Annotated in this window: 14 protein-coding genes; 7 read left to right on the forward strand and 7 right to left on the reverse strand. The window is 45.2% G+C overall.

Features of this window, described 5'->3' with window-relative positions; translation table 11 throughout:
* Positions 1-4: 4 nt before the first annotated feature.
* Both CDO84_RS18260 and CDO84_RS18265 read left to right on the forward strand, forming a co-directional pair.
* Positions 5-1,285, forward strand: a complete 1,281-nt coding sequence (locus tag CDO84_RS18260; protein ID WP_040081521.1) for a M16 family metallopeptidase — start codon at positions 5-7, stop codon at positions 1,283-1,285.
* Entirely contained in the window at positions 1,282-1,983 is a 702-nt protein-coding gene (locus CDO84_RS18265; protein WP_040081520.1) for a hypothetical protein, read from the forward strand. The genes CDO84_RS18260 and CDO84_RS18265 overlap by 4 nt, the downstream gene beginning before the upstream one ends.
* Before the next feature lie 5 nt (positions 1,984-1,988).
* On the opposite strand, the gene CDO84_RS18270 is transcribed toward CDO84_RS18265, so the two are convergent.
* Together CDO84_RS18270 and CDO84_RS18275 are read right to left on the reverse strand one after the other, a co-directional pair.
* The gene (locus CDO84_RS18270; protein WP_040081519.1) at positions 1,989-3,365 is read right to left on the reverse strand and encodes a YncE family protein; all 1,377 of its coding nucleotides are present in this window, start codon (positions 3,363-3,365) and stop codon (positions 1,989-1,991) included.
* A 39-nt stretch (positions 3,366-3,404) separates the two neighbouring features.
* Entirely contained in the window at positions 3,405-4,754 is a 1,350-nt protein-coding gene (locus CDO84_RS18275; RefSeq protein WP_040081518.1) for a YncE family protein, read from the reverse strand.
* A 229-nt stretch (positions 4,755-4,983) separates the two neighbouring features.
* Here CDO84_RS18275 and rapF point away from each other — a divergent pair, with 229 nt between their 5' ends.
* The 3 genes from rapF (at position 4,984) to CDO84_RS18295 (ending at position 6,803) form a co-directional block, all read left to right on the forward strand.
* Positions 4,984-6,129 carry a response regulator aspartate phosphatase RapF gene (gene rapF, locus CDO84_RS18285; RefSeq protein WP_040081517.1) on the forward strand — a complete coding sequence of 382 codons (1,146 nt, stop codon included), beginning with the start codon at positions 4,984-4,986 and terminating at the stop codon, positions 6,127-6,129.
* Positions 6,113-6,232, forward strand: coding sequence for a phosphatase RapF inhibitor PhrF (phrF, locus tag CDO84_RS18290; RefSeq protein ID WP_003222023.1), 120 nt, complete (start codon positions 6,113-6,115; stop codon positions 6,230-6,232). Before rapF ends, phrF begins: the two co-directional genes overlap by 17 nt.
* 97 nt (positions 6,233-6,329) lie before the next feature.
* Positions 6,330-6,803 (forward strand): YbaK/EbsC family protein, encoded by a 474-nt coding sequence (locus CDO84_RS18295; protein WP_040081516.1) that lies wholly within the window; start codon positions 6,330-6,332, stop codon positions 6,801-6,803.
* A 31-nt stretch (positions 6,804-6,834) separates the two neighbouring features.
* On the opposite strand, the gene speB is transcribed toward CDO84_RS18295, so the two are convergent.
* Both speB and speE read right to left on the reverse strand, forming a co-directional pair.
* Entirely contained in the window at positions 6,835-7,707 is an 873-nt protein-coding gene (speB, locus tag CDO84_RS18300) for an agmatinase (RefSeq protein WP_003227545.1), read from the reverse strand.
* 60 nt (positions 7,708-7,767) lie between these two features.
* On the reverse strand, positions 7,768-8,598 hold the full coding sequence (gene speE / locus CDO84_RS18305; protein WP_003227543.1) for a spermidine synthase: 831 nt from the start codon (positions 8,596-8,598) through the stop codon (positions 7,768-7,770).
* 201 nt (positions 8,599-8,799) lie between these two features.
* On the opposite strand from speE, the gene CDO84_RS18310 reads away from it, so the two are divergent.
* Complete coding sequence (locus CDO84_RS18310) at positions 8,800-10,875, forward strand: transglycosylase domain-containing protein (RefSeq protein WP_040081515.1); 2,076 nt, start codon at positions 8,800-8,802, stop codon at positions 10,873-10,875.
* A gap of 27 nt (positions 10,876-10,902) precedes the next feature.
* Here the strand turns inward: CDO84_RS18310 and CDO84_RS18315 are convergent, their stop codons facing one another.
* The 3 genes from CDO84_RS18315 to CDO84_RS18325 all read right to left on the reverse strand — a co-directional run bounded on the left by CDO84_RS18315 (position 10,903) and on the right by CDO84_RS18325 (position 12,655).
* Positions 10,903-11,325: a hypothetical protein gene (locus CDO84_RS18315; protein WP_040081514.1), complete on the reverse strand. Its 423-nt coding sequence runs from the start codon at positions 11,323-11,325 to the stop codon at positions 10,903-10,905.
* Positions 11,326-11,463: 138 nt separating this feature from the next.
* A complete protein-coding gene (locus CDO84_RS18320) occupies positions 11,464-11,982 on the reverse strand; it encodes a YwhD family protein (protein ID WP_015714898.1) in 519 nt (172 codons plus the stop codon).
* Between the two features lie 13 nt (positions 11,983-11,995).
* Entirely contained in the window at positions 11,996-12,655 is a 660-nt protein-coding gene (locus CDO84_RS18325; protein ID WP_040081513.1) for a site-2 protease family protein, read from the reverse strand.
* Positions 12,656-12,763: 108 nt separating this feature from the next.
* Between CDO84_RS18325 and CDO84_RS18330 the strand changes: the two genes are divergently transcribed.
* On the forward strand, positions 12,764-12,952 hold the full coding sequence (locus CDO84_RS18330; protein ID WP_040081512.1) for a 2-hydroxymuconate tautomerase: 189 nt from the start codon (positions 12,764-12,766) through the stop codon (positions 12,950-12,952).
* Positions 12,953-12,964: the final 12 nt, after the last annotated feature.

Consider the following 12,964-nt stretch of genomic DNA (forward strand, 5'->3'; position numbering starts at 1 on the left):
AGAGATGGAAAAGAAAGCCTTTTTTCAACAGCTGGATGAACGAACCGATATCAAATACACAGAAAGCGGGCTGAAAATATTCAGATTAAAATTTCCCCGCGCCCATCTGCGGCTGTGCAATGTGAAAATCGATTTCGGAAGCCGCGATGTCTGCTTACAGGCAGAATCCGGCGACACGCTGCTCCCGTATGGCACAGCGCATTTTTTAGAGCACCTTCTCTTCTGGCATAATGGCCGCAACCTGTACAATGATTTTTTTGCGCATGGCGCGCTTTTAAACGCATTCACTACCTACACCGATACCAATTTCATGTTTACCTCATTACCGGATCGGCTCAGACAAACGATCCCCATCCTGCTCGATGCTTTATGGAACCACTCATTTGACAAAAAGATTGTCGCTCAGGAAAAAGCTGTGATTACAAGCGAAATTCAAACAGCACACCTTAACCATCAGCTCTCATATCATTATCAGCTGATCAGCATGCTTTCTCCCGCCTCACCTGCAGCCGTTTTCCCCGCAGGCAGAATCGAGGATATTAACGCGCTGAGCATCGGTGATTTACAAAAAGCCTACAAAGCCGCCTACAAAGCCCATCGGATGACGCTGTTTTTGATTGGGGGTTCAGAAGATACGGAAATGCTTTTACCTCCTCACCTTCAGCTGCAGAAGCGTCCGCATGATCAAGCTAAAAAGAAAATCATCCCGGCGTGCCCTCCACCCCTTTCACAAAAAATGGTGCTGGGTGATGAGGAGCGGATGGAAGATACATGGACCGGATTACAGATCGGCGCACTTCCCGGGCAAAACGATCTGTTGACCGTAAAGCTTTATTGGGATATCGCGTCTCGTATTCTATTTCAATTAGATTCACCGTTTTTTCAAGAAATTCAGCAAACGTATCGCCTGGAAATCGATCGCTTGTCAGCCGAGACACATATATATGAGGATGGCGGTTTCTTGATCCTTCACAGTCAAGGGACCCATTCTTCAGCTTATATTGATGTCGCATCATACTACGTCACGCAGCAGAAAGAACAGGTTGCGTCCTGGCTTCAATACGGCAAGAACTCTTTGACGGACGCGATCATTTATGACAGCGATTATGTGCGTAAATGCTTCGAATGGGCGGCCGAGTGTGACAGGAGCGATTGCTCGTTTCTTGACATGTACCACATCATTCAAGATATGGATACGCAGATTTTCATGTCTCTCATTGATGCATTGGCATCTTCTAACAAAGCGATCATTCATGTTTCCCAGAAAGAGGCGATCAAACAATGAGAAAAAGCACTGTCTTTACCTTGTTATTGCTGCTTGTCGGTATGGCGGCTTATTCCTTCGGCTGGGTTCAGGCCGCCGCCGAATCCGCCGCCCAATATGTACAGATGATCAACAGTGATGCCGTGCGGCTCGGACTGCTGGCTTGTACCGCCGCCGTCCTGATGCTGCCTGCTTTTCTCTATCTTCACTATGTCACCCAATCCGTGAAAAACATGACAGCAGCTTTTCAGAAACTCACACAGTCTCATCAAAGCTGCTGTGACTTTCAGCAACACAACCTGTGCAGCCGCTATGCAGAAGACGTCAAATCGCTGCGTGACAGCTATAAAAACGTCCGCCAAACATACGTGATGGCTGCTGTATTATGCCAAGTCGTCATATTCGGCTGCATGTTTGAAATCGTCAAAGCCGTCCCTTTCCGCCTTTACACGCCCCCTGCCGTTTCAATGGGGCTTGCGCTGTTACTGATCTTGTATTTATTGTTTTGCATGCGAACGTATTTGCTGCAGCTTTTGCAGCACGGCAGCCTGTTCAGAAAAATGTTTGCGGGAGCGCTTGCAGCAGCCGGGATATGGTGGATGCTCAGTTTCACTATAAGTGAACTGCTGTTTCTGATCATCGTAGCGGCGATCCAGCAGATCGGATCATCAATATATAAGCACATCTCTGATCGCCGCCCCGCTTCTTTCGAACTATAAAGCTTCTACATTGCAATCGCAGACGGACCCGCGCCAACCGGAATCACCGTCACAGCTGTATAATCGCTCGTGCGGTACACGGTCACAGCATTGTCGTTGGGCTGTGCCGCATAAATATACTGATTGTCCGGCGTTACGGCGAGGTCAAAGGCGCCGGGCAGAGACACGTTTGCAATGATCCTCTGTCTAGCCGTATTAACTACGTATAAGTTTTTTATGAGAAACGGTTCACTATAAGGCTCTAGAAAATAAGCTCTAGTGCTGTCCAAAGAAAATACAATCGTTCTCAGAGTTTCAAATAAACGGTTAAAGTCGCTTCCCCTGCTTAATGGTGACAGACTGATCTCCGTTACACCTTTCGGCCACAGCTCGCCATTCAACACGTACGCAAAATTTCCAGCGTAAGGAGTTGCAATTAAACTGGGGAATTCAAATGAATCGATGATACTTTCTGCCAACTGACCTGTACTTACATCATATTTATCAACCGACCAACTGATTGCATTAGCGGTATAGACATACTGTCCATCCGGATCAAGAGCAAAGTCTAACGCGCCGGGTATCGGAATGACATCAATGACCGATTGAGAGGCTATGTTAATCATATATATAGATCCGGCGGCCATCACGTACGCGAACTCATCTGTTGAATCAAATTCGATCTTTCTCGGCCCTCCTCCAACAGTAATGGTATTTATGATACTCAATGTTTTATTATCAATCACTGAGACAAGGTTGGTATTCCCATGGAGGACATACGTGAATGCTTTATCGAAAGTAACGCCTAGATTAGTTGGCACGTCAGAAAAAGGGATTGTTTTTACTACCGTGTTTAAATCTGCATCAATAACCGAAACCGTGCTGTCTCCAGTATTAGCAGTAAACACATATGATTGAGGGTCTGGTGATGGCGGTAAAACAAGTGTACCGGTCACCGTAAGCGGACTGCCGTAGAAAGGCGGTACAATGAGAAGGTCTTCCACTGTTATTTGACTAAAATCAGGACAGCGGCCAGCCTGCGCTGCATAATAAACAACTTGGTCAATCTCTTCAGAATGAATCACAGAAACCGCCCCATTGCCTTGTCCATATTGATTTCGCACAGGCGACACACTGACAAGAAGAGTAACGGTCCCTTGTACTCTCACAGCATATCGAACACCGATATCTTCTGTTTCAGGCCCAGTCTTGATTAAGCAAGGCTCACTGGTGCAGGACAAATTGTCTGTACTCCATGTAACAGCCGCTGACGCTTCAGCCGAATCAACCTTAAAGCCCTCAGGGATATCTATAGGCACTTGAAACGGCACTTCCCGGCCGATTTCCTCATCACAAAAACAGAAACAATTTTCCTGTAAAGCAGAAAGATCATTCTTTTTCATGATTTCACGTCCTTTTAGAAATGCACAGCATTCAGTTGATTAGATCGCAATAGCTCCCGGTGAAACCCCAAGAGATATGATAGTTTCCACAGAATAATCATCCGTGTTGTAAACAGTGATGTTCTGCTCTAAAAAATGGGTTGCATACAGAAATTCGCCATTCGGAGTAAACGCAAAGTCTCTTGCCGATTGCGGAATATTTCCTATAACGCCTGCTCCATTCGGACTGACAGAATACAAATTGCCAGTGAAGCTGTCATGTAAATACACCTCTGATCCACTCGTAAACATTGCATATTGGCCGTCAGGCTCCAGTTCTTGGGTAATGCTGATCGTAAACGTATTTAGATCAATAACCGTCAAATAATTGAATAAGAATTCTTGTTCTAACACATACGCATACCTCTCCAGAGAATCTGTTTCTATGGATGATACGATAAGATCTCGTTCAATCGTTCCTATGACTTCACCAGTGAATAGGTCCACTTTTTGCACTAAACCAAAATTAAGAACATAGGCGAATAACCCATTGGGGTCGATTGCAACATCAAACCCTTCTACAGGAATCGACCTATCAACAGCCAGCGTATCAATTCCAATCACATAAATTGCAGTACCGGCGAAAACATAAGCAAACTCATGATTAGGGATACATTTGATCGATCGAGGCGGCTGATCCAGCATTATGGATGCTGTCACTGTTAATGTGTCATAATCGATGACAGAAATCACATTGTTGTTGAAGTGCAAAACAAACACAGCGCTTTTATCCGGGGTCACTTCAATATCTGTCGGCCTATATGGAAGAGCAATCGTTGTCACAACGGCATGAGTGTTTGTATCAATCACAGAAACTGATTGATCATTTGGATTCGCTGTAAACGCATAAACAGGCTCCGGTACAAGCACAATCGTCCCCGTCACCGATAAAGGACTGCCGTAAAAGGGCGGAACAACAACAAGGTTTTCGATCGTAATGTCACTGATATCCGGGCAATCTTCCGGTTCATCGGAATAATAGACGACTTGATCGATCTCTGCATTGTGAATGACGGAAACAGCCCCATCCCCTTGTCCATATTGATTTCGCACAGGTGAGACACTGACAAGAAGCGTAACGGTTCCCTGCAGGCGCACTGCAAATTGAACACCGACCTCATCAGGCTCAGGCCCCGTTTGAATTAAGCATCGTTCACTGACACAGGAAAGGCTGTCCGCATTCCACGTGACACTTGCAACAGCTTCAGCCGGATCAACGACAAACCCTTCAGGTAATTCAATCGGTGCTTGAAACATGGCCTCGCGGCTTGCTTCTTCCTCACAAAAACATAAACATTCTTCTTGTGCGGCTTCTGCTTTTTCTTTAAAGGAAAGCTTGTTTTTTCTCATATCTTCACTTCCTTTTCAGACATACACTGCTCACGCAGATATAACAGAATATGGAAGGTGAATCTGTTTGCTTGTACAAATTGCCGAGGGTAAAAGCGGTTTTTTGAAAAAATTCCCTCTGATATGCGGTGTAACGAAAGAAAACATTGCGGTTTTTTTGCGCTTCTCACAAGAATGAAGATGATAAAATATGACATATATAGAATAATGAAGGGAGGGATTTGCAAACGTGACAGGTGTCATATCTTCTTCTTCCATCGGAGAAAAGATTAACGAATGGTATATGTACATACGCCGATTCAGCATACCCGATGCAGAATATTTGCGACGAGAAATCAAGCAAGAGCTGGATCATATGGAAGAAGACCAAGATCTTCATTTGTACTATTCACTGATGGAATTCCGGCACAACCTGATGCTTGAGTACCTTGAACCGTTAGAAAAAATGAGGATTGAGGAACAGCCAAGACTGTCTGATCTGCTGCTTGAGATTGATAAAAAACAGGCTCGTTTAACTGGAGTCCTTGATTATTACTTTAATTTCTTCAGGGGCATGTATGAACTGGACCAGCGGGAATATCTGTCTGCTATTAAATTTTTCAAGAAGGCTGAAAGCAAGCTGATATTCGTTAAGGATCGGATAGAGAAAGCTGAGTTTTTCTTTAAGATGTCTGAGTCTTATTACTACATGAAACAAACGTATTTTTCAATGGACTATGCACGGCAGGCATATGAAATATACAAAGAACATGAAGCGTATAATATAAGGTTGCTTCAGTGTCACTCTTTATTTGCTACTAATTTCTTAGATCTGAAACAATATGAGGATGCCATATCACATTTTAAAAAAGCTTACTCTATGGCGGAAGCTGAGAATCAGCCCCAATTGATGGGGAGAACCTTGTACAATATCGGGCTTTGTAAAAACAGCCAAAGCCAATATGAGGATGCCGTAACATATTTCAAAAGAGCAATAGCTGTTTTTGAGGAATCTAATATTCTTCCTTCCCTGCCCCAAGCCTATTTTTTGATTACACAAATTCATTATAAATTGGGAAAAATGGATAAAGCCCATGCATATCATAGTAAGGGAATAGCTTATTCTCAAGAGGCCGGGGATTCAATCTATTTATCAGAGTTTGAATTTTTGAAATCTTTATACTTATCAGGCCCTGATGAAGAAGCAATTCAAAGGTTCTTTGATTTCCTCGAAAGTAAAATGTTGTATGCCGATCTTGAAGATTTCGCTCTTGATGTGGCAAAATATTATCACGAACGTGAAAATTTTCAAAAAGCTTCTGCTTATTTCTTGAAGGTGGAACAAGTAAGGCAACTTATTCAAGGAGGAGTGAGATTGTATGAAATTGAAGTCTAAACTATTACTCTCTTGTCTGGCCCTAAGTACTGTTTTCATCGCAACGAATATTGCAAATGCACCTACACACCAAATTGAAGTTGCACAACGAGGAATGATTTAACCGCCGTCCATCGGCGGTTTTTTTGTCCCCTCTTTACCCATCCTCCCAATCCATGCTATGATTCTTTCAATAATCTTGAAGAGGATGGCAATACAGTATGTCTCTGGAAAGTGTGAAAACCCACTTTACACAGTGGAATCGAGAAAATGATGTGATGGAGTTCGAAACATCGAGCGCGACAGTTGAACAAGCAGCTGAGACGATCGGCGTGAGCCCGGCTAGAATCGCCAAAACCCTGTCCTTCAGAGGGGAAGGAGATCAGGCGATTCTGATTGTGGCAGCCGGAGATGCCAAGATCGACAACAAAACGTTCAGGCAAACATTTGGCTTTAAAGCAAGAATGCTCTCTCCTGATGAGGTGCTGGAGCAGACAGGCCATGAAATTGGAGGTGTTTGCCCGTTTGGGTTGGCTTATGATCTTGAGGTTTATCTAGATGTATCGCTGAAACGGTTTGAGACTGTTTTCCCGGCTTGCGGCAGCAGAAACTCCGCTATTGAATTAACAACGGAAGAATTATCCGAATTTTCTTTCTCAAAAGCATGGATTGATGTTTGTAAAGGCTGGGAATAAAAAAACATCCAGACATCGTCTGGATGTTTACCTATTTCACAAACCCAAGCAGCATCTCACGGATGATTTTGCTGGCTGTGTTTGCCGTTTGCTCTGAGTGGTCATAAACCGGTGCGACTTCCACTAAGTCAGCGCCCTTTACATTTACCTCTGAACGCGCGATTTCATGGACGGATGCAAGCAGTTCTTTAGACGTGATGCCGCCGGCGTCAACCGTTCCTGTTCCTGGTGCGTGGGCAGGGTCTAATACGTCAATGTCGATTGTGACATAAACCGGACGGCCCGCGAGCTTCGGAAGCACTTCTTTCAGCGGTTCAAGCACTTCAAATTTTGAGATGTGCATGCCGTTTTCCTTCGCCCATTCAAACTCTTCCTTCATGCCGGAACGGATTCCGAATGAATACACATTGTGCGGTCCGATCAATTCTGCCGCTTTGCGGATCGGCGTAGAGTGAGAAAGCGGCTCTCCCTCATAATCAACGCGAAGATCTGTATGTGCATCAAAATGGATAATCGCAAGATCTGGGTATTTCTTGTACATCGCTTTAATGACAGGCCATGACACGAGGTGCTCCCCGCCCATACCCATTGGGAACTTCCCTTTTTCTAAAATGCTGTCCACGTACTCTTCAATCATATCCAAGCTTCGCTGCGGATTACCGAACGGCAGCGGAATGTCGCCGGCGTCAAAAAAGTTCAAATCAGCCAGATCACGATCTAAATATGGGCTGTATTCTTCAAGGCCGATTGATACCTCACGGATTCTGCTTGGGCCAAAGCGTGAGCCCGGGCGATAGCTGACTGTCCAGTCCATTGGCATGCCGTAAAGAATGGCGTCCGCCTCTTCCCACTCGGGACGGCTCGCGATAAATACTTTTCCTGAATAAGCTTCATCAAATCTCATCTATAATACCCTCGCTTTCCTGTAAAAAAGCGCAAGATTCGCTCCTGCGCCATACCATCATTATTTAATCAGGTCACTCACAAATTTCGGCAGTACAAACGCCGCTTTATGAATATCTTTTGTGTAATATTTTGTCTCAATATCGAAGAAACGGCTGTCTTCCACTGCAAGCGGATCATATTTTTTGGAGCCGATTGTAAATGTCCACAGACCGCTTGGATATGTCGGAATGTTCGCCGTATACAGCTTCGTAATCGGGAAGATTTCCTTCACGTCGCGCTGTACATTTGTGATTAATTCCGGTGTAAACCATGGGTTGTCCGTCTGTGCGACAAAAATACCGTCCTCTTTCAGCGCTTTCGCGATTCCTGCGTAGAATCCTTTTGTAAACAGGTTTACAGCCGGTCCGACTGGTTCAGTTGAATCTACCATGATGACGTCGTATTGATTTTCAGATTTTGCAATGTGCATAAATCCGTCATCTACCTGCACGTCAACGCGCGGATCATCCAGTTTGCCTGCGATAGAAGGAAGGAACTTTTTAGAGTATTCGATCACCTTGCCGTCAATATCTACAAGTGTCGCTTTTTTTACGCTTGGATGCTTCAGGATTTCTCTGATAACGCCGCCGTCACCGCCGCCGACTACCAGAACGTGCTCCGGATTTGGGTGCGTGAATAATGGCACATGCGCCACCATTTCATGATAGACGAATTCGTCTTTTTCAGATGTCATCACCATGCCGTCCAAAAACAGCATGTTGCCGAACTCTTCTGTTTCCACCATTTCTAAATGCTGAAACTCCGTTTGTTCTGTATGTAACGTTTTGTTAACCTTCATCGTAATGCCAAAGTTTTTCGTCTGCTTCTCTGTGTACCAAAGTTCGCTCAATTGTCATCTCCCTTTCCAGGCTGTATTCATTTATTGTAAGCGTCTAATCAGCTTTTATTCTCGGTTGAAATCTCATTTTCACCTAAGGAAAAAGTATAGAGGATGGCGGGAAAAAAGTAAAGATGCGTCCTGTTCAGCAATGTTTAAAAACGATCTTTTTTCCTCATAATAGTAGAAACATAAAAAAAGGGGGAACCCGTTGTGGATGCAATGACAAATAAACGGCTGAGACTGACGCTGAAAACCGTTCGCGCCTTTATCTTTTTAGGGGCTTTTGCGGCCTTTGCGGCAGCCGCCGTGTTTATGACTGTCATTTTGATAGCCAAATACCAGGGCGCTCCCTCGGTGCAGGTGCCGCAATCCACGATTTTGTATGCGAGTGACGGATCAAAGCTCGGGGAAACGAACTATGGCGAAAAGCGCTATTGGGTCCCCTTAAAGGACATGAATCCGACGATCGTAAAAGCGACAGTGGCGATTGAAGACCAGAATTTCTACGATCATCACGGCTTTGATTATAAACGCATGGCAGGCGCGGCGCTTGCTGATCTGAAAGCATTTGCCAAGGTTCAGGGTGCAAGCACCATCACCCAGCAATATGCGAGAAACTTATACCTTGAACACGACAAAACGTGGAAACGGAAATGGAATGAGGCATTCTACACGATCCGTCTGGAACAAAACTATTCTAAGGACGAGATATTAGAAGGCTATTTAAATACGATTTACTACGGTCATGGCGCCTACGGCATTGAAGCCGCTTCCCGCCTGTATTTCGGCAAGCATGCCAAAAACCTGACGGATGCGGAGGCAGCGCTTTTGGCAGGAATCCCGAAAGGCCCTTCCGGCTATTCACCGTATGTCAATGAGACGAAGGCCAAGGAACGCCAGAAAACGATTGTGCGGATGATGGAAAAGCAGCAGATGATCAGCCAAAAGAAAGCGGATGAACTGATCAAGGAACCTCTTTCCTATCAGCCTTTGAATAAACAAGTTTCCAAGAGAAAGGCCCCTTATTTCTATGACAATGCGATGAGAGAGCTGGAGAAAAAGCTTGGCATGACGCGGGAGCAAATTGAAACGAGCGGGTTAAACGTCTATACAACGGTGGATAAACGGATGCAGCGCATCGCCGAGGAGACCATTACCAAAACGGTTAACGCGGGCTCTGACATTCAAGTCGGATTTTCAGCCATTGATCCCCGCACCGGAAACGTTCTCGCCCTTGTCGGCGGCAGGGATTATCAAAAAAGCCCGTTTGACCGGACGACACAGGCGAAGCGCCAGCCTGCTTCGACGATCAAGCCATTGCTGTATTATAAAGCGATTCAAAGCGGATTTACGCCAGTCACTTTGATGAAAAGCGAAGAAACCGAGTTTCAAATTGATGCAAAGGGAGAAACCTATTCTCCAAGTAACTATAACGGATACTACGCCAACAAGCCGATTACGCTTCTGCAGGCGCTGGCGCTTTCCGACAACATTTACGCTGTGAAAACGCATCTTTTTCTCGGCACGAACAAACTCGTAAAGGCCGCAAAGGAATTCGGCATTACCGCCCATCTTCAAGCACTGCCGTCCCTGGCACTCGGCACTGAACCTGTGCGCCCGATTGAGATGGTCAACGCCTATGCCATGCTCGCAAACGGCGGAAAGAAAATCGAACCGACTTTTATTTCGCGAGTTACGGACGCGGCGGGCCATGTGCTGTACGAAAACCCGAGTCAGCATAAACAAGTTCTTGATGAAAAAGCCGCTTTTGTCACGGCGAGTATGATGACAGGCATGTTTGATACCGATTTAAACGGATATACATCGGTAACCGGACGAACGATAGCCAACCGCCTGACAAGAACGTATGCCGGAAAATCAGGAACCACCAGCGCAGACAGCTGGATGATCGGCTTCAATCCGAAGTTGGCCGCGGGTGTTTGGACTGGTTATGACAAAAACAGCACCATCGACTCGGTCGAAGAAAAAAGCTATGCTAAAACCATTTGGGCGGACTTCATGGAGAACGCGCTCAAGGGCGATCCGGAAACCGCGTTCAAGCCGCCAAAAGGCGTAACCGGCGTATACATTGATCCAAAGACAGGCTACTCATCAGGTCCCGGCTGCGCCGCAAAGCATTACACATATTTTGTGAAAGGCACAGAACCATCAAACGTGTGCTACGGGGCAGAACCCGCAAAACAAACAAAAGACCGGCTTCCAGCCAAAGAAAAGCCCGCTTCCGAGAAAAAATGGTGGGACAAATGGCTGGGGCGAAATCATTGAAAATAACCCGGCTTCTCGGAGGCCGGGTTATTCGTATGGTTCGTTCATAATCCATGGAAGCATTGTGATGCAATCGAGCTGAACAACCGGTTTCGGGAATCCATCGGGAATAAAGTGACCATCTCTCGGCAATTCAAATGATATCGTCCAGTTACGGTCCGGGTCCCATTCTTTTTTCCCTTCTATAATACGTCCGACAATAAAATAGCTGACCACATAAAGATGTCGGTCACCCTCAGGGCCAAATTCATTAATATCCGGACAAACTGACGGCTGAAGACCTAAATCTTCAAAAATCCGCACCTTATCAGGCGGCAGTGTTTTCATCACTTCCCTGTAATTTTGACAGAGCAGACACTCACACATATCAATTTCTTTCTCATACTGCTTTCTCGTTTCTTCTACGTCGGCTTTTATCAACCAGTCGCCGACTCGAATGGTTTCGTACATCATATCCCCCTAAAAATGAAAAACCCCGAGTCTTGTTTCGGCTCGGGATTTTCCATGTCCTATTTCTGTATCACCAGTTTACTCAATGTTCACGAAAAATATCTCAAATATTCTAAAAGTTCACAGAAAATTCACAAATTAATTGTCTTCCGGAAGCAGGCTCGTTTTTAACTCATCTGAGGAACGGTCCCATAGGCCCTGATCATGCTTTTTCAGAAATTCGCCTAGTACACGCTTCGAGCTGTCGTCCATTTTATCGACGATGATTTTCCGTTTCATGGATTTATCCATCAGATTCACATGCTCAGGCAGTGACTTGTAGCCTCTTCTGATGCTCCTGTCGACCGTCATTTCACAGGCTGTTACCCCTGCGTAATAAGGGCCCTCTTCTCTTCTGTCAATCGTCACCCACACAAGCCAGTATGGTTTGCCGTTTGGAACTTCTTCTTTATTCGGGAGAAATTTAATTCCTTTTTCAACGGTGCTGCGGGCATGCATGGCACCGATGTCTACGAACGCTTCTTTTTCCTCTACATCGACGAACACGGGAGAAATGTTATCAAGGCTGAGTGCCCCTACGCCAAAACCGCCGTGTCCGTCTGTCGGATCACTTTTGATAATATTAAACCCGATTGATTTTTTCTTTTTTTCTTCCATGAAGTTCTACCTCCTACAAAAGCGGTTGAAATATCGCTGAAAACAGCTTTAAAATCGAATCTCTTCCTGCATTAAGCAGCGGCCACAGCACATAAGATCCGAGCGGTGTCACAAACAGAACCAAAAACACGATAAAGCCGTAGTTCTCCGCTTGCGTCATTTTGGCACGCACGCTCGGCGGAACGAGATCTTCTATAATTCGATAGCCATCGAGCGGAGGAAGCGGCAGCAGATTAAATAAAAACAAGACAAGATTCAGCTGTATCCAAATAGAAAAAAACTGATCCAATCCCGTGCTGAATGCCGCAAGCATTTCCATTCCGTACGCATGCATCAACACTAACAAAAAGAAACCGATAAAGGCAAGAATCAGGTTACTGACAGGCCCGGCTATAGATACGAGCACACCGGCAAGCCGGGGTTTCTTAAAGAAACGGCGATTAACGGGAATGGGACGCGCCCATCCAAAGCCGGCCACCAAAATCAAAATGGTACCGAACGGATCAAGGTGCTTAATAGGATTCAGCGTCAGTCTTCCTTGTTTTTTCGCCGTATCGTCACCAAATTTGTATGCGACATAAGCATGGGCAAGCTCATGCATTGTAAACGACACAATTAGCGTGATGACGAGGTATGGCATTAAAGACAACGGATAATATAAAAAACGGTCCAAGTGAGATATCCCTCTTTCTCAAAATGCAAGAATTTACTTTATTCAGTATACTATAAGAAGCCTCTTTTTCTAAAGAGAGGAAACGAGATAAAGGAGGATTCAGCACACATGCCATACGTAACTGTCAAAATGCTCGAAGGCCGTACAGACGAGCAAAAACGCAATCTTGTTGAGAAAGTAACAGAAGCCGTAAAGGAAACAACCGGCGCTTCTGAAGAAAAAATTGTTGTCTTTATAGAAGAAATGAAAAAAGACCATTATGCCGTTGCAGGCAAACGCCTGAGCGATATGGAATAATCTCTATAAAGC

The sequence above is a fragment of the Bacillus sp. MD-5 genome, assembly GCF_002201875.1.
In the GTDB taxonomy this organism is placed as follows: Bacteria; Bacillota; Bacilli; order Bacillales; family Bacillaceae; genus Bacillus; species Bacillus stercoris.